This window comes from Streptomyces sp. NPDC001070, assembly GCF_053598835.1.
Window position 1 is genome coordinate 307,946 of record NZ_JBSFLB010000006.1, and the last position, 22,197, is coordinate 330,142.

The following is a 22,197-nucleotide window of genomic DNA, read 5'->3' on the forward strand; positions in this document are numbered from 1 at the left end:
GCGGGGTCCGGGGGCAGCCGGAAACCGGTCCGCGGATCCGGGACCGGTTCGGTGTCGCCCGGACGTGCCGGGCCGGCCGCTGTCGCCTGGACAGCGGCCTGCTCAGAAATGCGCTCCGTGCTCACGCTGGTCGTTCCATCCGGTCGGGTGCGTCACATGCCGGGCACGTGCCGGGCACGTGGCGGGGCGGCCGCGTCAGGCGGGTCGTCGGCAGTGCAGGAAGAGCTGCTCCTCCGGCGGCACTTCGGTGGTGTGCGGCGCGTACGCGTACGAATCCTCCTTAAGGACCGCGAATCCCGCGTCGGCCACCACCTGGCGCAATTCGTCCCGTAGATAACCCGATACCCGGATGGTGTTACCAAGGAACGGAATCGCGAAGTCATCCACGTCGGCTTCCACCATCGAAAGGGTGAACATTCCGCCCGGGAGGAGCAGGTCGTGGACGCTTGCCAGGGCCAGCGGGATCTCCGCCCGAGGCAGCATCAGCAGCGAGAAGAAGGCCACGACGGCGTCGAAGCGGCCCAGGTCGTTCGCGCCGTGCGGTCCGTAGCGGCCGCCGGTCCGCAGGTCGGCGATGTCGGCCTGATGGAAGGTCGCCTCGGGTACGTACTGGCGTGCGAGCGAGAGCATCCCCGCGGAGAGGTCCACGCCCGTCACCTTGTGCCCGGCGTCGCTGAGCTGACGGCAGGTCGGCAGGCCCGTGCCGCAACCGAGGTCCAGGACGCGCGAGCCCGCGGGGAGGTGCGCGAGGAGCCATTCGCCCGCGGCGACCTGGCCCTCCTTGTGCGGGAAGGCCTCGTCGTACCGGTCACCTATGGCGTCGAAGCCCTCGGCCTGGCCGGTGCGGTCCAGCCGTATGTCCTCGTAGCCGCCGACTCCCACAGCCCGGGCCTCCCGTATGACCTTGGTGACATAGCGTCAAACTCTAGTGTGAGCCTGTGATTTGTGCAGCACTATGGGCCACGATCTTACGATTGGGGCAGGGGGGCCCGGCAAGCCGCTCACGCGGTCACCTTGCCGGACGATCCCAGTCAACCGGAAGGGCCGGTACCGGCCACGCCGGATCCGGACGCCAGTGCTCCCAGCCGTCCCGGAACGGGTGCCCCCAGGCGCCGATCACCTCGACCGCGCGCAGCCCGGCCTCCCGCACCCGCTCCGCCGTCGCGGCCGGCATCAGGCCGGCCGCCTGTGCCTGCGCGAACTCGTCCTCGTCCCGCCAGTGCCAGCTGCGGTCCGGCGTGACGTGGATGTCGAGGAAGTGGTCCTCCGAGTCGACCCCGCCCGACCAGCGGTGCCGCGGCTCCTCGAGATTCACGTACCAGTTCTTGAAGCGCCAGCCCTGTTCCCAGAACAGCCACACCGACCAGGGCTCGTCCGGGCGTGCCAGCTTGAGCACGCCCGCCCCCCACCAGCGGTCGACGGACGTCGTGCGCGGCTTGAGGTAGCGGGTCTCCAGCGGTTCCCGGTGGATCGGCGAGCCGTCCGCGAGCACCGGCTTGACGCACTCGGTGCCCGGCGCCATCCACACGGCGAGCAGCTCCGGATCGTCCCGCACCACGGTCACCGGGCGGCAGATGTGCAGCGCGTCGCCGGCGTTGCCGCGATAGCGCCACAGCACCTGCTCGCCGGGGGCCCAGTGGCCCGCGCCGTCGCCGTGCTCCGTCTCCGGGGGAAGAAGGATGTCCGCTGTCATGAACGGATCTTACGGACCGCGTGTTACGGAGGCGTCACCCTTGAGCCGAGCGTTCGTCACGGCAGGGCGCGCCGATGATCACACCGGCGGTGCGGCGGGCCGTCACGGCCGGGTCATCCGCAGCACATCCAGCGCCTCGTCCAGCTGCTCCAGGGTGAGCAGCCCGCGCTCCACGTAGCCCGACTCCAGCACCACCTCGCGGATGGTCTTCCGCTCGGCCAGCGACCGCTTGGCGACCTTGGCCGCCTCCTCGTAGCCGATGTACTTGTTGAGGGGGGTGACGACGGACGGCGAGGACTCCGCGTACTCGCGGGCCCGCTCCGCGTTCGCCGTGATCCCGTCGACCGTGCGGTCCGCCAGCAGCCGGGAGACGTTGGCGAGCAGGCGTACCGACTCCAGGACGTTCCTGGCGATCACCGGGAGCATCACGTTCAGCTCGAAGTTGCCCGCGGCGCCCGCCGTGGTGATCGTCAGGTCATTACCGATGACCTGAGCGGACACCATCAGCACGGCCTCCGGGATCACCGGGTTCACCTTGCCCGGCATGATCGACGAGCCGGGCTGGAGGTCGGGCAGGGCGATCTCGGCGAGGCCGGTGCGCGGGCCGGAGCCCATCCAGCGCAGATCGTTGGCGATCTTGGTGAGCCCCACCGCGATCGTGCGCAGCTGCCCGGAGGTCTCCACCACGCCGTCGCGGGCCCCCTGCGCCTCGAAGTGGTCCCGCGCCTCGGTCAGCGGCAGCCCGGTCGCCCGCGCCACCTCGGCGATCACCGCGGCCGAGAAGCCCGGCGGGGTGTTGATGCCCGTGCCGACCGCAGTGCCGCCCAGCGGCAGCTCGGCCAGCCGCGGCAGGGAGGCGCGCAGCCGCTCCACCCCGTACCGCACCTGGGCCGCGTAGCCGCCGAACTCCTGTCCCAGGGTGACCGGCGTGGCGTCCATCAGATGCGTACGGCCGGACTTCACGACGTCCGCGAACTCGGCGGACTTGCGCTCCAGCGACGCCGCCAGGTGCTCCAGCGCCGGGATCAGGTCACCGGTCACCGCGGCGGTCGCCGCGATGTGGAGGGAGGACGGGAAGACGTCGTTGGAGGACTGGCTGGCGTTGACGTGGTCGTTGGGGTGCACGTCGCGGCCCAGCCGCTCGCTCGCCAGGGTCGCGATGACCTCGTTGGCGTTCATGTTGGACGAGGTGCCGGACCCGGTCTGGAAGACGTCGATCGGGAAGTGCTCGTCCCAGCGCCCCTCGGCCACCTCGGCGGCCGCCTCCTGGATCGCCTCCGACACGTCCTTGTCCAGGACGCCCAGCTCCGCGTTGACCTTGGCCGCGGCGGCCTTGATCCGGGCGAGCGCCTCGATGTGGGCGCGCTCCAGCCCGCGGCCGCTGACGGGGAAGTTCTCCACCGCGCGCTGGGTCTGCGCGCGCCACTTGGCGTGGGCCGGGACGCGCACCTCGCCCATCGAGTCGTGCTCGGTGCGGTACTCCCGCTGGTCCCCTGCGTCCTGATCGGGCATGGCCGGAAATCCTTCCGTCGCGGACATCGTCGGGCGTCCTGGTACTTCCCAGTAGAACCCCTCGGTAGGACAGTGGCGCGGCACGTTTCATTCCCCCGGGAGCCGCCCCGGAAAGCGCCCCGCGCGGACCGGGAAACAGCACGGCCCGGCACCGCGCAGCGCGGTGCCGGGCCGTCCGGGCCCTGCAGACGGGTCAGGCCCCCGGGCGCACCGGGATGCTGGTGAACGTCGGTGCGGGCGCGGGGTCGCTGAAGAAGTCGTTGCCCTTGTCGTCGACGACGATGAAGGCCGGGAAGTCCTCGACCTCGATCTTCCAGACCGCCTCCATGCCGAGCTCCGCGTACTCCACGACCTCGACCTTCTTGATGCAGTCCTGGGCCAGGCGCGCCGCGGGCCCGCCGATCGAGCCGAGGTAGAAGCCGCCGTGCGCGGCGCACGCGTCGGTGACCTGCTTGGAGCGGTTGCCCTTGGCGAGCATGACCTTGGAGCCGCCCGCGGCCTGGAACTGCTCTACGTAGGAGTCCATACGGCCGGCCGTGGTCGGGCCGAAGGAGCCGGAGGCGTAGCCCTCGGGGGTCTTGGCCGGGCCCGCGTAGTAGACCGGGTGGTCGCGCAGGTACTGCGGCATCTCCTCGCCCGCGTCCAGCCGTTCCTTGATCTTCGCGTGCGCGATGTCGCGGGCGACGACCAGCGGGCCGGTCAGCGACAGGCGGGTCTTGACCGGGTACTTGGACAGCTCCGCGAGGACCTCGTCCATCGGCCGGTTGAGGTCGACGCGCACGACGTCCTCGTCCGACAGGTGCTCGTCGGTGGTCTCCGGCAGGTACTTGGCCGGGTCGGTCTCCAACTGCTCCAGGAAGACGCCCTCGGCGGTGATCTTCGCGACGGCCTGGCGGTCGGCCGAGCAGGAGACGGCGATGGCGACCGGCAGGGAGGCGCCGTGCCGGGGCAGCCGCACCACGCGGACGTCGTGGCAGAAGTACTTGCCGCCGAACTGCGCACCGATGCCGATCTTCTGCGTCAGCTCGAAGACCTTCTCCTCCAGGTCCTTGTCCCGGAAGCCGTGACCGGTCGGCGAACCCTCGGCCGGCAGCTCGTCGAGGTAGTGCGCGGAGGCGTACTTGGCGGTCTTCAGCGCGTACTCGGCGGAGGTGCCGCCGACCACGATCGCCAGGTGGTACGGCGGGCAGGCGGCCGTGCCGAGCGAACGGATCTTCTCCTCCAGGAACTTCATCATGGAGGCCTCGTTCAGGACCGCCTTGGTCTCCTGGTAGAGGAAGGACTTGTTGGCCGAGCCGCCGCCCTTGGCCATGAAGAGGAACTTGTAGGCGCCGCCGTCGGTCGCGTAGAGCTCGATCTGCGCGGGGAGGTTGGAGCCGGTGTTCTTCTCCTCCCACATGGTGATCGGCGCCATCTGGGAGTAGCGCAGGTTGAGCTTGGTGTACGCGTCGAAGATGCCGTGCGACAGGGCCTCCTCGTCGCCACCGGAGGTGAGGACGTTCTGGCCGCGCTTGCCCATGACGATCGCGGTGCCGGTGTCCTGGCACATCGGCAGGACGCCCGCGGCCGCGATGTTCGCGTTCTTCAGCAGGTCCAGGGCGACGAAGCGGTCGTTCGGGGACGCCTCGGGGTCGTCGAGGATGCGGCGCAGCTGCGCGAGGTGGGCGGGGCGCAGGTAGTGGGAGATGTCGTGCATCGCCTCGGCGGCGAGCTTGCGCAGCGCCTCCGGCTCCACCTTGAGGAAGGTCCTGCCGTCGGCCTCGAAGGTGCTGACGCCTTCGGAGGTGATCAGGCGGTACGGAGTGGTGTCCTCACCGAGGGGGAGCAGATCCGTATAGGCGAACTCGGGCATGATGGACAGTCCTCACTGCGCTGCGTCATAGAAGCCCAACAAGCGTAGAGCGTGCGCGGGGCATTGAGAGTGTGAGGTGACCCTCACCGGCCCTAGTCGCGATCTATCGCGTTTGTGTACGGTAGTCCGGTGGATGAGTCGTCGCTCCAGAAGCGTGAACAGCACCCCGTGCGCCCCGTGGCCGAAGCCGATATCCGCGCGTCCGACGCGGACCGCGACCGGGTGGCCGACATCCTTCGCGATGCCCTCGCGGAGGGCCGCCTGACCACCGAGGAGCACTCCGAGCGGCTCGACGGGGTCTACGCGGCCAAGACCGTCGGCGAACTGGAGCCCTTCGTCCGCGACCTCCCCGCGGGACGCGCCACGACCGCCCCCTCGCCGTCGCCCGCCGCGCACCACTGGGTGCCGGACGGCTCCGGGGAGAACCCCAACCTGATCGGCATCCTGGGCGGCGCCGAGCGCAAGGGGCGCTGGCGGGTCGGATCGAAGATCAACGCCGTCGCGATCATGGGCGGTGTCGTCATCGACCTGACCGAGGCCACCTTCACCAGCCCCGAGGTCGTGATCAACTGCACCGCCATCATGGGCGGCATCGAGATCAGGGTCCCCGAGAACGTCACCCTCCGCGGCGGCGGCGTCGTCGGCATCATGGGCGGCTCCGACGTCAAGGCGTACGAGGCGCCCGACCCGCACGCTCCCGTCATCAAGGTGCAGGGCTTCGCCTTCTGGGGCGGTGTCGAGGCCAAGCCGCGACGCGGCAAGCGCGTGAAGAAGAAGGGGCTCGGCCCCGCAGAACTCGACGGCTGACCGCGGCGCGGCCCCCCTGCGGCGGGGCCGTCACCCGGTGACGTCCCCGCCCCGGACCGCGCCGTCCTGAGTACGTCACGGACACGGCCGCGACTTCGCCGAGCGCCCGGGCTTCCCGGCCCCGGCGCGCGCGTTCTCCGGGGGCGCGGCGGGGTGCCGCCTCTCCCCTCCATGAGTGACGGGCCGCCAGTTGCCGTACTGCCGGGCCGGGGCCGCGCGGTGGGCGTCCACGGCGCGGGCGGTGCCGATCAACTCCCGTGCTCCGCACGGCGGTCGACGGGGCGCGGAGCCCGCGGGGCGGCGCCGCTGCGCGGGGGCGCACCCGCCACGGTGCGCATGAACCCGCGCACAGCGGGTAGGGCAAGGAGACACGTCGCTCGCCGCAGCCCTCCTCACGCCGACGGATCCCGTGGAGGCACACCGGCACCGCAGCGACGGGCAAGGGTGACACCAAGCCGAGCCGTCGTCAGGAGTATCCCGTGCTTCAACCGATCGAGCCCCCGGCAGCATCCAGGTCCTCCCTGAGTCACCCCCGGGATCTGGGCGGCCCATGGCACTCGGAGGCGGCGTGCCGCAGTGACGAGGCGGGTCTGTTCTTCGCGCCGTCCAAGGAACCGACCGCGGCGCGGCTGTCCCGGGAGGAGGCCGCCAAGCGGGTGTGCGCACGCTGCCCGGTCATGCTGGAGTGCCGCGAGCACGCGCTGCTCCAGCCGGAGCCCTACGGCGTGTGGGGCGGGATGACCGCCGCGGAGCGCAGGGTGGTGCTGGCCAGGCGGCGCCGCAGGGAGGCGGAGCTGCAGCGGCCCGGGACCCAGATCGCGGCGGCGGGCTGAGGGACGCAAGGGGCCGGGACCCCGCCGATACGGCGGGGTCCCGGTTCTCGTTGCGCGGCGCGCTCGCCGCGGCGGCCGATCAGCGTGCGCGGTCGAAGTCGATGGTGCTGTAGGCGCGCAGCTTCGACAGCCGGTGCGTGGAGTCGATCTGGCGGATCGTCCCGGACTTGGAGCGCATGACCAGCGACTGGGTGATCGCCGTCTCGGCGCGGTACCGCACCCCGCGCAGGAGCTCGCCGTCGGTGATCCCGGTGGCGACGAAGAAGACGTTGTCACCCTTGACCAGGTCGTCGGTGTGCAGGATCCGGTCCAGGTCGTGGCCCGCGTCGAGGGCCCGCTGCCGCTCGTCGTCGTCCTTCGGCCACAGCTTGCCCTGGATGGTGCCGCCGAGGCACTTGATCGCGCAGGCCGCGATGATGCCCTCCGGTGTGCCGCCGATGCCCATCAGCATGTCGACTCCGGTGCCCTCGCGGACGGCCATGATCGCGCCGGCCACGTCGCCGTCGGAGATGAACTTGATCCGTGCGCCGGTCTCCCGGATCTCCTTGACGATGCCCTCGTGGCGCGGGCGGTCGAGGATGACGACGGTGACGTCCTCCGGGGCGCTGCCCTTGGCCTTGGCGACCCGGCGGATGTTGACCGAGGGCGGCGCGGTGATGTCGACGTAGTCGGCGGCCTCGGGGCCGGTGACCAGCTTGTCCATGTAGAAGACGGCCGAGGGGTCGTACATCGTGCCGCGGTCGGCTGCGGCGAGCACCGCGATGGCGTTGGGCATGCCCTTGGCGGTCAGGGTGGTGCCGTCGATCGGGTCCACGGCGATGTCGCACTCCGCGCCGTTGCCGTCGCCGATGCGCTCACCGTTGAAGAGCATCGGGGCTTCGTCCTTCTCGCCCTCGCCGATGACGACGACGCCGTTCATCGACACGGTCGAGACGAGGGTGCGCATGGCCTTGACGGCCGCGCCGTCCGCACCGTTCTTGTCGCCGCGCCCGACCCAGCGGCCGGCGGCCATCGCGGCGGCCTCGGTGACCCGTACCAGTTCCAGGGCGAGGTTGCGGTCCGGAGCCTCGGGATTCACCTCGAGCTGCGGCGGCAGATTGTGGTTTTCGTGCTGCTCGGTCATCACAGCGCACCTTTCTGTACGAGGACGGCCGGTAAAAGAGGGTGGTACGACCTTATCCGGCCCCCGCCAGGATGAGCAGGGCACCCGTCACATGAGCGGATTTTCCGCGGGGTGCGACCCGGGCGGCCGGACGGTCCGGGGCATGGTGGACCATAGGGGGCGTGGCAAAGAAGCGCGGCACGGAAACAGTGCGGGACATGGTGCTCTCGATGGCGGCGATCGGTGTCGTCGCCGGGGTCATCTGGTTCTTCATCCCGCACGACGAGAACCACGACCCGGTGAAGGTGGTCGGCTACCGGGTCGAGCTCGACCAGGCGCGGCGCGACGCCCCGTACGGGGTGGCGGCCCCGGAGGGGCTCGGCAAGGACTGGCGGGCGACCTCGGTGACCTACGAGGCCACCGACCCGAAGGCGGTGCGGTGGCACCTCGGCTTCGTTGACCCCGCCAACGAGTACGCGGCCGTCGAGCAGAGCAACGAGGCCGCGGAGAAGTTCGTCGCGGAGAAGAGCCACGAGGCCGAGCGGGTGGGCACCCGTACCGTGGAGGGCGCGACCTGGCAGCGCTACGAGGGCCCCAAGTACGACGCGCTGGTGCGCGAGGAGGGCGGGGTGACCACGATGGTCACCGGCACGGCCCCGATGGCCCGCCTCGCCGAACTGGCCGCCGCGCTCGAGGAGCGGGGCGGCCGGCAGGGCTGAGCCGCCGCGGAGCTGAGCCGCCACAACGCGGCACCGCCGCCTCCGGCGAGGGCCGGGGCGGCGGCGCGGACCGGCGTCGTCAGACGGTGGTGACGACCTCGTCGTACGCCAGGCGCGGGCCCCGCGCGCGCCAGGCGTTCTCGCCCGGCTTGCCGATGTTGACCACGGCCAGGACGGAGTGCTCGCCGTCGGCGAAGAACTCCTTGTTGATCGCCTCGGCGTCGAAGCCGGTCATCGGGCCGGCGGCCAGGCCCGCTGCCCGCACGCCCACGATGAAGTAGCCGACCTGCAGCGCGGCGTTGAAGGACGCGGACCGCTCACGCGCCGGACGCTCGCTGAAGAGCAGCTCCTTGGCCTGGGGGAAGGCCGGGAACTGGGCCGGCAGCTCCTCGTGGAACTCGTTGTCGGCGGCCAGGATCGCGACCAGCGGCGCCGCGGAGGTCTTGGCGCGGTTGCCCTCGTTCATGTGCCGCACGAGGCGCTCGCGACCCTCGGCGGAGCGCACCAGGACGATGCGCAGCGGCTGCTGGTTGTAGGCGGTGGGGGCGTACTTCACCAGGTCGTACACGGCCTGGACCTGCTCGTCGGTCACCGGCTCGTCGGTGAAGGCGTTCGCGGTGCGTGCGTCGCGGAAGAGGAGGTTCTGGGCGGCGGTGTCGAGCTGGAGGCTCATCGGGTACCTCTGGGGGGATCGGTGATCACGCCTGGGCGGCGCTGGGGACACCCGCTCCAACATAGGTGAATTTTCAACCATTCCCTGCGTGTCCCGTGGCGCACGTCACATCCCCCGGGGTCCGCTCACTCCCCGTCCGGCGCCTCCGGTCCGTCGTCCGCGCCGTCGCCGGACTCCTCCGCCAGGGCCGCGTCCAGACGGGTGCGGGCGCCCTCCAGCCAGTCGCGGCACACCTTGGCGAGCTGCTCCCCGCGTTCCCACAGGGCGAGGGACTCCTCCAGCGTGGAGCCGCCGGCCTCGAGGCGGCGGACGACGTCGACGAGCTCGTCCCGGGCCTGCTCGTACCCCAGGGTGTCCTGATCTGCCATGGCACAAGCCTAGGGCCGCCCTCCGACACGACGGCCGGGCGCGCGGCACCGGATCCCGGGGTCCGGCGCATGACGTTCAGGGTCCGGGTGACGAGGCGGTCCGTGCGACCCGGTCAGCGCGTGACCCGGACCGTGAACTCGCCGTCGGCGACCCGGGCCCGCAGCTTCTCCTCCTCGGCCACCTCGTCCGCGGCGCGGACGACCTGGCCGTCCTCGCGCTGCAGCACCGCGTACCCGCGCTGCAGTGTCGCGGCGGGGGAGAGCGCCAGGACCCGTGCCCGGGTGTGCGCCAGCTCGTCGTCCGCGCGGTCCAGGCGGTGCCGCAGGTGCCGGTGCGACCGCTCCAGCAGCGCCACGACCTGCTCCTCGCGCTCGTCCACCATCAGGTGGGGCCGCGCCATGCACGGCCGGCTCACCGCGGCGGCCAGGCCCCGCTCCTCCCGGTCCAGCAGGCCGCGCATCACCCGCAGCGAGCGCTGCCGCAGCTGCTCGACCCGGGCCAGCTCCTCGCCCACGTCCGGCACGACCCGCTTGGCCGCGTCCGTCGGCGTCGAGGCGCGCAGATCGGCCACCAGATCCAGCAGCGGGGTGTCCGGCTCGTGTCCGATCGCGGACACCACGGGCGTGCGGCACTCCGCGACCGCCCGCACCAGCCGCTCGTCCGAGAACGGCAGCAGATCCTCCACGCTGCCACCGCCCCGCGCCACGATGATCACGTCGACCTCGGGATGCGCGTCCAGCCCGCGCACCGCCTCGATCACCTGCGGCACCGCGTACGCGCCCTGCACCGGTACGTTGCGCACCTCGAAGCGGACCGCGGGCCAGCGCAGCCGCGCGTTCTCCAGCACGTCCCGCTCGGCGGCCGAGGCCCGGCCGCAGACCAGGCCGATCAGCTGCGGCAGGAACGGCAGCGGCCGCTTGCGCGCCGGCGCGAACAGCCCCTCGGCCGCCAGCCGCTTCTTCAGCTGCTCCAGCCGCAGCAGCAGGTCGCCGACGCCTATCGGGCGGATCTCCGCCGCGCGCAGCGACAGCTGCCCGCGCGGCGCGTACCACTCCGGTTTGGCGTTCACCACGACCCGCGCGCCCTCGCCGACGGCACCGTCGAACGCGTCGAAGACGGCGCGACGGCAGGTCACGCTCAGCGAGATGTCGTACGACGGATCGCGCAGCGTCAGGAACACCACGCCCGCGCCCGGGCGCCGTGACAACTGGGTGATCTGCCCCTCGACCCACACCGGGCCGAGCCGGTCGATCCAGCCGCCGATCAGCCGGGACACCTCGCCGACCGGGATCGGCGCCTCCGCGGACGTGTTCACAGCCATACGCCGAGACTAGCCCCCGCCACGGACAGTGACGCCCCTCGTGCCGGGTCCGGGCGCGGCCGCCGCCGGACCCGAATGGCGCACCCCGCTGTCCCCTCGCCGCGCCGCCGCGCACGCTGGAGGCTCCCCGATGTCCTCGATCTCTCCGGTGACACCACCGCTGTCACCGGTGGTGTCACCGGAAGGTCCTGGGAGGTCCCCATGCGCCGACCCGGCCGGTACGGCTGTCCGCCGCCCGAACGCCCGCCGCGCGTCAACGCCGGTTTCCGCGTGGGCCGCTACGGCCCCGGCTGCGGCTGCTTCAGCTGCCTGTCCCTGGCGGGCGCCGCGCTCGCCACCGGATGGGTGTTCGCCGCGCGCCGGGCCGCACGGGGTCCGCGGCGCTGCCGCTGAGACCCCGACCGGCCGTGCGGCCGGGGTGTCCGGGGCCGCCGTCCCGCGCGCCCGCGGCTCTCCGGCACCGCCTCCGCACCCCCGGGCGGACCGCCCGGGGCAGCGATCCGGCCCGGGCCGGGCCCCGTACGATGGGCGCATGACCGCAACGACTTCCCGCCGCGTCCTGCTCGCCGCCCCGCGAGGCTACTGCGCGGGTGTGGACCGTGCCGTGATCGCCGTCGAGAAGGCCCTGGAGCAGTACGGGGCCCCGATCTATGTCCGCCACGAGATCGTCCACAACAAGTACGTCGTGCAGACCCTGGAGCGGAAGGGCGCGATCTTCGTCGAGCAGACCGAAGAGGTGCCCCCGGGGTCGATCGTCATGTTCTCCGCCCACGGCGTCGCACCGGTCGTCCACGAGGAGGCCGCCAAGGGCCGGCTCGCCACGATCGACGCGACCTGCCCGCTGGTCACCAAGGTCCACAAGGAGGCCGTGCGGTTCGCCAAGGAGGACTTCGACATCCTTCTGATCGGCCACGAGGGCCACGAGGAGGTCATCGGCACCTCCGGCGAGGCGCCCGACCACATCACCCTGGTCGACGGCCCCGGTGACGTCGAGAAGGTCGAGGTCCGCGACCCGTCCAAGGTCGTCTGGCTCTCCCAGACCACGCTCTCCGTCGACGAGACCATGGAGACGGTCGACGCGCTCAAGGAGAAGTTCCCGCTGCTCATCTCGCCGCCGAGCGACGACATCTGCTACGCCACGCAGAACCGCCAGCTCGCCGTGAAGCAGATGGGCGCGGAGGCGGACCTCGTCATCGTGGTCGGCTCGCGCAACTCCTCCAACTCCGTGCGCCTCGTGGAGGTCGCCAAGCTGGCCGGCGCCCGCGCGGCGTACCTGGTGGACTTCGCCGAGGAGATCGACGAGGCCTGGCTGGACGGCGTCACCACGGTCGGCGTCACCTCCGGAGCCTCCGTGCCCGAGGTGCTCGTCGAGCAGGTGCTGGAATGGCTCTCCGCACGCGGGTTCGAGGACGTGGAGATCGTCAAGGCCGCCGAGGAGTCGATCACCTTCTCGCTGCCGAAGGAGCTGCGCCGGGATCTGCGCGCCGAGGCCGCCGGGCTGATGCGGGGCGACACCTCCGAGGGGTGACCGCCCGTGCCACGTCGTAGCGTTGGGGCATGAGCGTTTTCGGTGTGGACATCGGCGGATCGGGCATCAAGGGCGCCCCGGTCGACCTCGGTCGCGGCGACCTGGCGGAGGAGCGCTTCAAAGTGCTCACTCCGCAGCCCTCGACCCCTGACGCCGTCGCGGAGTGTGTGAAACAGGTCGTCGACCACTTCGGCTGGACGGGCCCGGTGGGGGCCACGTTCCCCGGAGTGGTGACGCACGGCATGACGCGCACGGCGGCCAATGTCGACAAGGGCTGGATCGACATGGACGCCGCCGGACTGCTGTCCCAGAAGGTCGGCTGCGCGGTGACGCTGCTCAACGACGCGGACGCCGCGGGCATGGCCGAGATGGAGTACGGGGCGGGCCGCGGCCGCAAGGGCACGGTCATCGTGCTCACTCTCGGCACCGGCATCGGCAGCGCCGTCTTCGTCGACGGCAACCTGCTGCCCAACACCGAACTGGGCCACCTGGAGCTGCACGGCCACGACGCCGAGAAGAAAGCCTCGACCAAGGCCAAGGACGACGAGGGCCTCACCTGGGAGCACTGGGCCAAGCGCCTGCACAAGTACCTCACCCACGTCGAGATGCTCTTCTCGCCGGAGCTGTTCATCCTCGGAGGCGGGGTCAGCCGCAAGGCCGACAAGTTCCTGCCGCTCCTGACCGGGATCAGGGCCGAGATCGTGCCGGCCGCGCTGCAGAACAACGCGGGCATCGTGGGCGCGGGCATGGCCGCCGCCGCGGTGCGGTCCTGACCACGGCGGCCGGCGGAAGGGGGCCCGGCGCGGGCGGCACTCAGCGGCGCCGTTCGCGCGTCACATAGGCCACCTTCCGTACGGCCGCGATCACGGCGGCGCAGACCGTGCCCCCGTAGAGCCAGCCGGTCTGGGTGGCGAGCCCGGTCAGCAGGCCCATCAGATGGCCGGTGAAGCCCCCGCTGTCGGCGTCGGCCGTCACGGCCAGCGCGATGGTGAAGGCGATGGGCGCGCTGACCGGCGCCGCCGACAGGTCGTACGGCCGTACGAACACCCCGGCGGCGATGCAGGACAGCAGGAAGACCACCCCGAAGAGGGTCCCCGGCTCACCCGTGATCAGGGAGTCCGCGGCGCCTCCGCCGAGCGCGGCCAGCGTGATGAAGACGCCCGTGCCCAGCCCGGTCAGCCGCGACTCCGTCCGGCGCAACCGCGCCACCCGTAGCAGCAGCGGACCCCGGGGCAGGCCGCCCCGGACGGCTGTCGCGCCCTGCGGGCGGCGCCGCGGCCGCCCGGGCCGCGGCAGCCGGGACGCGGCGGTGGGGGAACCGCCGTTCTTGTGGGGTGTGCGCGCACTGTGTTGCTCCACGCACCCAACGTAGGCGCCGAGGAGGGGGAAAACAGGGGCAGGACACGACTTTTCACCGGCACAGGGGGCGGGTCGGGCCGCGGCCCGACCCGGGGGCCGCCGGTTCCGTAGACTGGTGGATCGGTCCGCCGGTCGTCCCGCCCGGGCGCGGCGGCCTTCCACCCACCTCCTGCTACGGGAAGTCGTCACGTGTCGCTCACGATCGGAATCGTCGGCCTGCCGAATGTCGGCAAGTCGACCCTGTTCAACGCCCTGACCAAGAACGACGTGCTGGCGGCCAACTACCCGTTCGCCACGATCGAGCCGAACGTCGGTGTCGTCGGCGTCCCCGACCCCCGCCTGGACAAGCTCGCCGAGATCTTCGAATCCCAGCGCAAGCTCCCGGCGACCGTCGACTTCGTCGACATCGCCGGCATCGTCCGCGGCGCCAGCGAGGGCGCGGGCCTGGGCAACAAGTTCCTCGCGAACATCCGCGAGTCCGACGCGATCTGCCAGGTCATCCGGGCCTTCGTCGACCCGGACGTGGTCCACGTCGACGGCAAGGTGTCCCCCAAGGACGACATCGAGACGATCAACACCGAGCTGATCCTCGCCGACCTGCAGACCATCGAGAAGGTCCTGCCCCGGCTGACCAAGGAAGCCCGGCTCCAGAAGGACAAGGCGCCGGTGCTCGCCGCCGTCCAGGAGGCCCAGCAGATCCTCGAGGACGGCCGCACCCTGTTCTCCGCCGGCATCACCGCCGGCACGGAGAAGGGCCGCCTCCTGCACGAGCTGCACCTGCTGACCACCAAGCCCTTCCTCTACGTCTTCAACGTCGACGAGGACGAGCTGAGCGACGAGGCCTTCAAGGCCGAGCAGCGCGCCCTGGTCGCCCCCGCCGAGGCGATCTTCCTCAACGCCAAGATCGAGTCCGAGCTGATCGAGCTCGACGACGACGAGGCCCTGGAGCTGCTGCAGTCCATGGGCCAGGACGAGCCGGGCCTCGCCACGCTCGCCCGGGTCGGCTTCGACACCCTCGGCCTGCAGACGTACCTGACCGCGGGCCCCAAGGAGGCCCGCGCCTGGACGATCAAGAAGGGCGCCACCGCCCCCGAGGCCGCCGGTGTCATCCACACCGACTTCCAGAAGGGCTTCATCAAGGCGGAGATCGTCTCCTTCGGCGACCTCGTCGAGTGCGGCTCCGTCCCCGAGGCCCGCGCCAAGGGCAAGGCCCGCATGGAGGGCAAGGACTACGTCATGCAGGACGGCGACGTGGTGGAGTTCCGCTTCAACGTGTAGCGGTTGCCCCGTGATGCGCCGATGTGCGGGTCACGGCGTGAAACCCCGGGACAGGGGCCGGATCTCGGATCCGGCCCCTTCCTGTTTCGCCCGGCTGGTTCCGGCGTTTTCCGCTTCCTTTGTGCTGCCCGCGTGCCGACGGCTCGGGCGGCCCGCATGGCGGGGGCGACGGCCGCCCGGTGTGCGGCTCGGGGTGCGGGGCGGGCTGTGGTGCGGGCGTGAGGAACGGTCGGTCATGCCGGTCTCGCCCAGGGCGCGGTAGCGGTCGGCCCAGCGCTGGGCTGTGGTGGGCGAGACCTGGAAGCGTTCTGCGGCCCGGCGCAGGGGCCGGCCGTCCTCGACGACGCAGCGGGCCAGGCGCAGCCGTCCGGTCTCGGTCAGGGGTGCATTGCGGTGTGGCACGAGGGCCTTTCCGGTCGCCGGTCGTAGATGTCGCGATCCACGCCAGGCCGGAAGGGCCTCACCCATTTCGAGATCCCTCGACCGAGACCTGCATCACCCGTCCACAACCTCCCCGGACACAACACCTGGGTCACAGCACGGCGACGGAAACCGCGTATCGGCGGGCGCCGGGGATGCCGCGAGCCACCATGGCGGGCATGCGTACACGCCTCAGCGCCGGAGTGCTCCTCGTGGCCGCCCTCCTCGTGGTCACCGCCTGCAGCTCCGGCACCGACGACTCCAGCAGCAAGCCCGGCGGCGGCGCCACGCCGTCCGTCGCGGCGTCCGGTTCGAAGGTGCCGGACATCAGCGAGGGCATTCCGGCGGAGCCGACGGGGGCCGAGCGGGCCGCGCTTCTCGCGGCGCTCAAGGCCGTCGACCCGGCCCTGGCCGCCGATGCCGACAAGGCGGTCGGCAACGCGCGCAACCAGTGCGCCACCATCAAGGGCGGCGGCAACGCCGTGGCCGGCGCGCAGTCGCGCTTCGGCAGCGGTGACCACCGGATCACCGAGGCGCAGGCCAAGGCCATCAACGAGGTGCTGAAGAAGACGCTCTGCACGTCCTGATCCGCCGAGCCGGCGCCGTCCCCGAAGCCCGCCGTGATGCGGCCCCGGACCTCGCGGTCCGGGGCCGCGGCCGGCTACGGGGACGATGTGGCGGCCACCGGATCGACGCCGTCGAAGAGGACCGGCCCCCGCGCCTTCGACAGGAAGAACGAGCCGCTGTAGACGTCCGCGGTGACCTCGGTGTCGAAGGAGTCGCCGTGCAGCCACCCCGCACCCCCGGGGAGGAAGCCGGAGAGCCGGTCCGGGACCCCGGTGAGGGACGCCGGGCGGAAGGCGCGCCGTCCGCGAGGCCCGCGACGCCGACCACGCGGATGTCCGACGGGCGGGGGACCGGTCTCCCGTCATCGCCGCCGACGAGGTCGCAGCCCAGCCAGTGGGCGTCCCGGAGCGGTCCCAGCACCGGGAAGCGCCGCTCCAGGGGAGCGGTGTCCGTCCGCACCGGACCCTCGGCCACCTTGGACGGCCCGGCCTGCGGCCGGGTGGATGTGCAGGCGGTCACCAGTGCCGCGGCGCCCGCGGCCGGCGCCGCCCGTCGTGACATCACGTGCGTGTCCTCCCGCCCGACCGCCCCACCCGTCGCGGGGTTGTCCGGCATGGCGCAGAGGCCGTCGCCGGTTCCCGGCGGGGGCGGGTGAGCAGCGGCACGGTTCGCCCGGCGGCTCGTACCGCGGCAGCCGCTGACGGCGCGCGGCCGGGGCCGGGATATATTCGCGCGGCCGTTCGCCACGCCACCCGTTCACGAGGAGCCGTCCCGTGCAGCAGCCGCCGCCGTATCCGTCGTACCCCCACGCCCCGGCGCTGCCGACCGCGCCGCAGCGGCCGCCGCTGAACGGGCCCGCCGTCGCGGCCCTGGTGTTCGGCCTGCTGTGCATGGTGCCGGTGGTCGGCGTCGTCCTGGGGACGATCGCACTGGTGCAGATCAAGCGGACGGGCGCGCGCGGCAAGGGCATGGCCGTGACCGGTCTGGTGCTGTCGGCCGTCGGCACGCTGATCTTCGCCCTCGTGCTCGCCGGGGGAGCCGCCGCCTTCGTTCAGGGCTTCAAGGAGGGCGTCAGCGACGGCGCGCGCGACGGCGGCGCCTTCTCGCTCCACCGGGGCGACTGCTTCGACACCTCCGGCGGCGGTCTGGAGCGCGCGAGCGACGACGCCGACACCGTGCCCTGCGCGGGCGCGCACGACGGGGAGGTGCTCGGAGTCTTCCGGCTCGCCGGACGCGACGGCTTCCCGGGCGACGCGGCTTTCGGGGTCCTCGTGGAGGACCGCTGCCGCAGGCTCGCCGACACCTACGCCATGGACTCCTGGGCGGTGCCGGAGGACGTCGAGGTCTACTACTACGCCCCGGACCGGCAGAGCTGGAAGCTCGGCGACCGCGAGGTGACCTGTGTGTTCAGCAAGGAGCACGGCACGCTCAAGGGCTCGCTGCGGCAGGACGCGAGCACGCTCGACGCGCACCAGGTCGCCTATCTGAAGGCCGCCAACGGCCTCAACGAGGTCATGTCCGCGGCACCGGAGGCGAAGAACGTCGAGGACGACCTCAAGGGATACCGGAAATGGGCCGGCGAGGTGACGGTCGCCCTCGCCGTGGAGTCCCGTGCGCTCGCCGCCCACGAGTGGCCGGCCGACGCCGAGGAACCGGTCGCCGCGCTCGTGAAGGAGACCAAGGCGGCGCGCTCGCAGTGGGCGAAGGCCGCCGCGGCGAAGGACGCGGACGCCTACTACGAGCACTACACGGCCGCGGAGTCCCGCATGGGCCACGAAGAGGCGGTCAGGGCACGTGAGGCGCTGGGGCTGGCCACGTCGTACGCGGCGGCGAACCCTTCGGTGTGATCAGCCCGGACTCGTAGGCGTAGACGACGAGTTGGGCGCGGTCCCGGGCGCCCAGCTTCGTCATCGCCCGGCTGACGTGGGTCTTGGCGGTCAGCGGGCTGATGACCATCCGCCCGGCGACCTCGTCGTTGCTGAGCCCGCGGGCGACGAGCGCGAGCACCTCGCGCTCCCGGTTGGTCAGCGCCTCCAGGCCCGCCGCGTGCGTGGCGTCGGGCGGGCGGGAGACGAACTCGCTGATCAGACGGCGGGTGATGGCGGGGGAGAGCAGGGCGTCGCCGCGTTCGGCGACATGGATGGCCTGGACGAGGTCGGCGGGCTCGGTGTCCTTCAGCAGGAATCCGCTGGCGCCCGCGCGCAGCGCGTCGAAGACGTACTCGTCCAGGCCGTAGTTGGTGAGGATGACCACGTGCACCCCGGCCAGCCGCGGATCGGCGGCGATCAGCCGGGTCGCCCCGATACCGTCGAGCACCGGCATCTGGACGTCCAGGAGTACGACATCGGGCACGTGCCGCCGGGCGAGCTCGACGCCCTGCTGGCCGTCGCCCGCCTCTGCGACGACTTCGATGCCCTCCTCGGCGTCGAGGAGGGCGCGGAAGCCGGCCCGCATCAGCGCCTGGTCGTCGACGATCAGCACGCGGATCACGACGCCTCCTCCACCGGCAGCGCGGCCGGCCGGGCTCCGGCCCCGGGCAGCCCGTCCACCGGCAGCCCGTCCGCCGGCAGCGCGTCCAGCGGGAGTTCGGCCCGTACGGTGAAGCCACCCTCGGGCCGCGGCCCGGCCCGCAGCCGCCCGCCGAGCGCGGTCACCCGCTCCCGCATCCCGGTCAGCCCGACCCCCGGGACGGCGCCGTCCCCGGGGACCGCGGTGCCGTCGTCGTCGACCTGGACGACCAGTTCCCGGTCGCCGTACTCGATCCGGACCGTGGCGCGGGGTTCCGGACCGGCGTGCCGGGTGACGTTGGTGAGCGCCTCCTGCACGATGCGGTACGCGGCCCGGTCGACGCCGTCGGTCAGCGGCCGTTCCCGCCCGCCGACCGTGACGCTGGTCGGCAGCCCGGCCGTGCGCGAGCGCTCCACCAGGTCCTCGATCCGGTCCAGGCCGTGGCCGCCGCCGGTGCCGCGCAGCACCTCCAGGGTCGCGCGCAGTTCCCGCATGGCCTCGCCGCTCGCCTCCTGGATGGCCAGCAGCGCCTCGGGCACGTCCTCGCCGCGCTTGCGGGCCAGGTGGACGGCGACCCCGGCCTGCAGTTTGATGATCGAGATGCTGTGGGTGAGGGAGTCGTGCAGCTCCCGGGCGATCCGCAGCCGCTCCTCGCCGGCCCGGCGCAACGCCGCCTCCTCGCGGGTGCGTTCGGCATCCAGCGCCCGACGTTCCAGCTGCTCCAGGTACGCCCGGCGGTGCCTGCTCACCACTGCCATGGCGACCGAGGCCAGGAACCAGCCGAGCAGCAGGGCGGTGGATTGCGCGGCCGTCGGCGAGGGCTGCCCGGAGGCCAGATAGCCGGTCAGGAAGGCCAGCGCCGACAGCTGCACCGGCAGCCGCTTCCCGCCGGCCCTGACGGCCACGTGGACCGCGACCAGCACGGGGAACGCCGCCGAGGGACCCGGGTGCACCCGCAGCGCGTACGCCAGCATGCAGCCGGTGCACAGCAGCAGGGCCGCCGCGGGCCGGCGGCGGCTCCCGGCCACCGCCAGCGCCCCCACCAGGGCGAGGGCGAGATCGAGGGCGTCGGAGGGGCGCGGCACCCCGGGCAGCAGCAGGACGTCGGCGACCAGCGCGGCGCCCAGCACCCCGTCGAAGGCGACGCCCCGCCACCCCCGCAGCCCGGCCCACCCCTGACGCCCGATCAGCGTGCCACCCATGCCCGCACCTTACGCCGGGGTGCCGGGCCGCACGTCCTCCCGGAAGACGGCTCCGGGACTACTACCGGCGGAGTAGTCCCGCCCGCGGCCCCGGCCCCCGGAGCAGGGGCATCCCACTTCCCCCGGACGACGACCCGGCCGCCCCGCGGCGGTCACGATCGACCCGTCGAGAACGCCGTCGTCCACAGCCGTCAGCGAGGAGGCCCGGCCATGGCCACGCCCTTCCGTCTCACCACTCCCGCGCCGCCCGGCGACGCCACGGGCCGGACCGCCGAGGTCTACGCCCAGCTGGCCGCCGACTTCGGCATCGGCCGCGCCCCCACCTTCGTGGCGCTGTCCGCCGCACCCGACCTGCTCGCGGCGACCTGGGCGGTGCTGCGCGAGTCGCTGCTCGCCGGCCGCGCGTCGCGCACCGACAAGGAACTCGTCGCGCTGGGGGTGTCCGCGGCGAACCGCTGTCCCTTCTGCGTGGACGCGCACACCGTCCTGCTGCACGCCACCGGCGACCACCGCCTCGCCGAGACGGTCGCCCGCGGCGGCACACCCGCCGACCCCGGGCAGGCCGCGCTGGTCGCCTGGGGCAGGGCGACGCGGATTCCCGGTGCGCCGGAGGCCGCGGCACACCCCTTCGACCCCGTGGACGCCCCGGAGTTCGTCGGCACCGCGCTCGCCTTCCACTTCATCAACCGCATGGTGTCCGCCCTGTTGACCGAGGACATGCTCCCCGGCGGGCTGCAGCGGCTGCGGCTGGTGAGCAGCCTCGGCGGCCGGGTCCTGGCCCGCACCGTCCGCCGGCCGCTGCCGGCCGGGGCGAGCCTGCCCCTGCTGCGCGGCGGACCGGCCGGGCCGCCGCCGGAGTGGGCCGCCGACGCGCCGGTGGGCACCGCCTTCGCCGCACTGCGCCGGGCGGCCGCCGCGGGCGGGCAGCGACTCGGCGAGGCGGCCCGGGAGGCGGTCGTGACCGCCGTCGACGCGTGGGACGGCGCGCATCCACCGCTCGGCGGCGACTGGACCGCCGCGCCGCTGGCCGTCGTCCCCGCCGCCGAACGCCCCGGCGCCCGCCTGGCGTTGCTCGCCGCGCTCGCCCCGTACCGCATCACGGAGGCGGACGCCGGGGCGTGGCGCACCGCCGACCCCGACCCGTACGACGCCGATCTGGTCCGGGTGCTCGCCTTCGGGGCCATGACCGCCGTGTGCCGAATCGAAACCCCGATTCACCAGTCTTTGCGTCGCCCCAGGTTGACAGCCCATTGACAGAGCCACGACGATGCGTGGTGCCACTGGGGCCGATGAGTCCCGTGTGCATTCGACCACTCGCCCGGTGACGCCTCGGCCTGCTCACACACGGGGAGGGCTGCCGTAATTCGCGCTGACCGGGCTACGTAACGCCAAGATTGGGTTCTGCATGTCCATATCGCGACGTGTCACCGTCGGACGGCTGCTGGGCGTGAGCGCCGCGGCCGTCGCCCTCTCCGCCGTGGGGGCCACCTCCGCCTGGGCCGGCGACTGCCCGGGCGGCAAGGGCTGGGACCGGGGCGGCCACCACGGATACAAGCCCGGCCAGGGCGGCGGCACCAAGACCAGCACCGACCGCTGCGAGTTCTCCCTCGACGGCACGGCCTGGTACGCGTCGGTCAAGGTCGACGACGTGAACCTGAAGCCCGGTGACGACGGCAAGGTCCACCTCAACGTCCGGGTCGCGGACGGTTCGGAGTCCTGCACCGTCTCCCTCGCCTCCTACCGCACCCACGGCGCCACTTGGGAGACCTCCGGCAAGCAGGTCTTCCACGACTGGGACACCGTGAAGATCACCTCCGGCACGGACACGCTCGACGTGGCCGTGCCGGACGTCACCTGCTTCGCGCAGGTCGACCTCTACTACGGCAACAAGAAGTACGACGGCGTCCTGGACGCCAAGGACGGCTACGAGCACGGCGACCTGCCCGAGGGCCCGAACCACGCGGTCATCGGCGACAGGAAGATCGCCTGGTGGAACGGCGGCACGAAGGACTGCACCACGCAGACCGTCCCGACCCCTCCCGTCACCTCGACCCCGACCACCCCCTCGGGCGACGAGACCACCCCGGCCGGTGACGAGACCACCCCGGCGGGCGAGGAGACCACCCCCGCCGCGGCCGAGACCCCCTCGGCCACCGCCCCGGCCTCGGCGTCCGCGTCGGCGTCCGCGTCCGAGTCCGTGGAGGCCGCGACCTCCGAGTCCCCCAACGGCGGCTCCGGCGACCTCGCCGAGACCGGCAGCGGCAACGTCGGCATGCTCTCGGCCGCCGCGGCCGTGCTGCTGGCCGCCGGTGGCGGTGTGGTCATCGCGACCCGTCGCCGTCAGGCCGCCCGCCGGCACTGACACCCGCGAAGCGGAGGAGGGGCACGCGTAGTGGTTGAACGAGTTCATCCCCACGTCGTTGAAGGAACCGTCGGGGTTGATCGAGTTCCATC

General features: G+C 72.5%; 22 protein-coding genes and 1 pseudogene. 11 read left to right on the forward strand and 12 right to left on the reverse strand.

The annotated features are described in order from the left end of the window. Positions 1-195: 195 nt before the first annotated feature. The 4 genes from ACWDAS_RS10610 to ACWDAS_RS10625 all read right to left on the reverse strand — a co-directional run bounded on the left by ACWDAS_RS10610 (position 196) and on the right by ACWDAS_RS10625 (position 5,057). The gene (locus ACWDAS_RS10610; protein WP_450388488.1) at positions 196-882 is read right to left on the reverse strand and encodes a class I SAM-dependent DNA methyltransferase; all 687 of its coding nucleotides are present in this window, start codon (positions 880-882) and stop codon (positions 196-198) included. Between the two features lie 127 nt (positions 883-1,009). Further along, positions 1,010-1,693: a cytidylyl-2-hydroxypropylphosphonate hydrolase gene (gene fomD, locus ACWDAS_RS10615; protein WP_450388489.1), complete on the reverse strand. Its 684-nt coding sequence runs from the start codon at positions 1,691-1,693 to the stop codon at positions 1,010-1,012. A gap of 102 nt (positions 1,694-1,795) precedes the next feature. Then, on the reverse strand, positions 1,796-3,205 hold the full coding sequence (locus ACWDAS_RS10620; RefSeq protein WP_450388490.1) for a class II fumarate hydratase: 1,410 nt from the start codon (positions 3,203-3,205) through the stop codon (positions 1,796-1,798). A gap of 193 nt (positions 3,206-3,398) precedes the next feature. After that, on the reverse strand, positions 3,399-5,057 hold the full coding sequence (locus ACWDAS_RS10625; RefSeq protein ID WP_450388491.1) for a fumarate hydratase: 1,659 nt from the start codon (positions 5,055-5,057) through the stop codon (positions 3,399-3,401). Between the two features lie 129 nt (positions 5,058-5,186). Between ACWDAS_RS10625 and ACWDAS_RS10630 the strand changes: the two genes are divergently transcribed. Together ACWDAS_RS10630 and ACWDAS_RS10635 are read left to right on the forward strand one after the other, a co-directional pair. Further along, on the forward strand, positions 5,187-5,864 hold the full coding sequence (locus ACWDAS_RS10630) for a DUF1707 SHOCT-like domain-containing protein (protein WP_450388492.1): 678 nt from the start codon (positions 5,187-5,189) through the stop codon (positions 5,862-5,864). 479 nt (positions 5,865-6,343) lie between these two features. Beyond that, the gene (locus tag ACWDAS_RS10635) at positions 6,344-6,697 is read left to right on the forward strand and encodes a WhiB family transcriptional regulator (protein WP_450388493.1); all 354 of its coding nucleotides are present in this window, start codon (positions 6,344-6,346) and stop codon (positions 6,695-6,697) included. A gap of 79 nt (positions 6,698-6,776) precedes the next feature. On the opposite strand, the gene glpX is transcribed toward ACWDAS_RS10635, so the two are convergent. After that, positions 6,777-7,820, reverse strand: a complete 1,044-nt coding sequence (gene glpX / locus ACWDAS_RS10640; protein WP_450388494.1) for a class II fructose-bisphosphatase — start codon at positions 7,818-7,820, stop codon at positions 6,777-6,779. Between the two features lie 197 nt (positions 7,821-8,017). Here glpX and ACWDAS_RS10645 point away from each other — a divergent pair, with 197 nt between their 5' ends. Beyond that, positions 8,018-8,518, forward strand: coding sequence for a DUF4245 domain-containing protein (locus ACWDAS_RS10645; RefSeq protein WP_450388526.1), 501 nt, complete (start codon positions 8,018-8,020; stop codon positions 8,516-8,518). A gap of 79 nt (positions 8,519-8,597) precedes the next feature. Here ACWDAS_RS10645 and ACWDAS_RS10650 read toward each other — a convergent pair whose 3' ends face one another. The 3 genes from ACWDAS_RS10650 to xseA form a co-directional block, all read right to left on the reverse strand. Beyond that, positions 8,598-9,191, reverse strand: coding sequence for a malonic semialdehyde reductase (locus tag ACWDAS_RS10650; protein ID WP_450388495.1), 594 nt, complete (start codon positions 9,189-9,191; stop codon positions 8,598-8,600). Between the two features lie 125 nt (positions 9,192-9,316). Beyond that, entirely contained in the window at positions 9,317-9,559 is a 243-nt protein-coding gene (locus ACWDAS_RS10655) for an exodeoxyribonuclease VII small subunit (RefSeq protein ID WP_450388496.1), read from the reverse strand. A gap of 113 nt (positions 9,560-9,672) precedes the next feature. Beyond that, the gene (gene xseA / locus ACWDAS_RS10660; protein ID WP_450388497.1) at positions 9,673-10,881 is read right to left on the reverse strand and encodes an exodeoxyribonuclease VII large subunit; all 1,209 of its coding nucleotides are present in this window, start codon (positions 10,879-10,881) and stop codon (positions 9,673-9,675) included. 201 nt (positions 10,882-11,082) lie between these two features. Between xseA and ACWDAS_RS10665 the strand changes: the two genes are divergently transcribed. The 3 genes from ACWDAS_RS10665 to ppgK all read left to right on the forward strand — a co-directional run bounded on the left by ACWDAS_RS10665 (position 11,083) and on the right by ppgK (position 13,182). After that, positions 11,083-11,274, forward strand: coding sequence for a hypothetical protein (locus ACWDAS_RS10665; protein WP_450388498.1), 192 nt, complete (start codon positions 11,083-11,085; stop codon positions 11,272-11,274). A 139-nt stretch (positions 11,275-11,413) separates the two neighbouring features. After that, entirely contained in the window at positions 11,414-12,409 is a 996-nt protein-coding gene (locus tag ACWDAS_RS10670; protein ID WP_450388499.1) for a 4-hydroxy-3-methylbut-2-enyl diphosphate reductase, read from the forward strand. 29 nt (positions 12,410-12,438) lie between these two features. Continuing rightward, positions 12,439-13,182 carry a polyphosphate--glucose phosphotransferase gene (gene ppgK / locus ACWDAS_RS10675; RefSeq protein ID WP_450388500.1) on the forward strand — a complete coding sequence of 248 codons (744 nt, stop codon included), beginning with the start codon at positions 12,439-12,441 and terminating at the stop codon, positions 13,180-13,182. A 40-nt stretch (positions 13,183-13,222) separates the two neighbouring features. Here ppgK and ACWDAS_RS10680 read toward each other — a convergent pair whose 3' ends face one another. After that, positions 13,223-13,768 carry a DUF6542 domain-containing protein gene (locus ACWDAS_RS10680; protein ID WP_450388501.1) on the reverse strand — a complete coding sequence of 182 codons (546 nt, stop codon included), beginning with the start codon at positions 13,766-13,768 and terminating at the stop codon, positions 13,223-13,225. Positions 13,769-13,957: 189 nt separating this feature from the next. Here ACWDAS_RS10680 and ychF point away from each other — a divergent pair, with 189 nt between their 5' ends. Then, complete coding sequence (gene ychF / locus ACWDAS_RS10685) at positions 13,958-15,046, forward strand: redox-regulated ATPase YchF (protein WP_450388502.1); 1,089 nt, start codon at positions 13,958-13,960, stop codon at positions 15,044-15,046. Between the two features lie 180 nt (positions 15,047-15,226). On the opposite strand, the pseudogene ACWDAS_RS10690 reads toward ychF, so the two are convergent. Continuing rightward, positions 15,227-15,448 (reverse strand): annotated as a pseudogene (locus ACWDAS_RS10690) (helix-turn-helix domain-containing protein); the annotation flags it as partial. Positions 15,449-15,645: 197 nt separating this feature from the next. On the opposite strand from ACWDAS_RS10690, the gene ACWDAS_RS10695 reads away from it, so the two are divergent. Together ACWDAS_RS10695 and ACWDAS_RS10700 are read left to right on the forward strand one after the other, a co-directional pair. Beyond that, positions 15,646-16,053 carry a hypothetical protein gene (locus ACWDAS_RS10695; RefSeq protein ID WP_450388503.1) on the forward strand — a complete coding sequence of 136 codons (408 nt, stop codon included), beginning with the start codon at positions 15,646-15,648 and terminating at the stop codon, positions 16,051-16,053. Positions 16,054-16,806: 753 nt separating this feature from the next. Beyond that, positions 16,807-17,880, forward strand: coding sequence for a DUF4190 domain-containing protein (locus tag ACWDAS_RS10700; RefSeq protein WP_450388504.1), 1,074 nt, complete (start codon positions 16,807-16,809; stop codon positions 17,878-17,880). Here ACWDAS_RS10700 and ACWDAS_RS10705 read toward each other — a convergent pair. Both ACWDAS_RS10705 and ACWDAS_RS10710 read right to left on the reverse strand, forming a co-directional pair. After that, on the reverse strand, positions 17,819-18,523 hold the full coding sequence (locus ACWDAS_RS10705; protein ID WP_450388505.1) for a response regulator: 705 nt from the start codon (positions 18,521-18,523) through the stop codon (positions 17,819-17,821). The two genes, ACWDAS_RS10700 and ACWDAS_RS10705, sit on opposite strands and share 62 nt — an antisense overlap. After that, positions 18,520-19,743, reverse strand: coding sequence for a sensor histidine kinase (locus tag ACWDAS_RS10710; protein WP_450388506.1), 1,224 nt, complete (start codon positions 19,741-19,743; stop codon positions 18,520-18,522). The genes ACWDAS_RS10705 and ACWDAS_RS10710 overlap by 4 nt, the downstream gene beginning before the upstream one ends. A gap of 210 nt (positions 19,744-19,953) precedes the next feature. Here ACWDAS_RS10710 and ACWDAS_RS10715 point away from each other — a divergent pair, with 210 nt between their 5' ends. Both ACWDAS_RS10715 and ACWDAS_RS10720 read left to right on the forward strand, forming a co-directional pair. Beyond that, positions 19,954-20,997: a carboxymuconolactone decarboxylase family protein gene (locus tag ACWDAS_RS10715; RefSeq protein WP_450388507.1), complete on the forward strand. Its 1,044-nt coding sequence runs from the start codon at positions 19,954-19,956 to the stop codon at positions 20,995-20,997. Between the two features lie 151 nt (positions 20,998-21,148). After that, positions 21,149-22,105, forward strand: coding sequence for a hypothetical protein (locus tag ACWDAS_RS10720; protein WP_450388508.1), 957 nt, complete (start codon positions 21,149-21,151; stop codon positions 22,103-22,105). Positions 22,106-22,197: the final 92 nt, after the last annotated feature.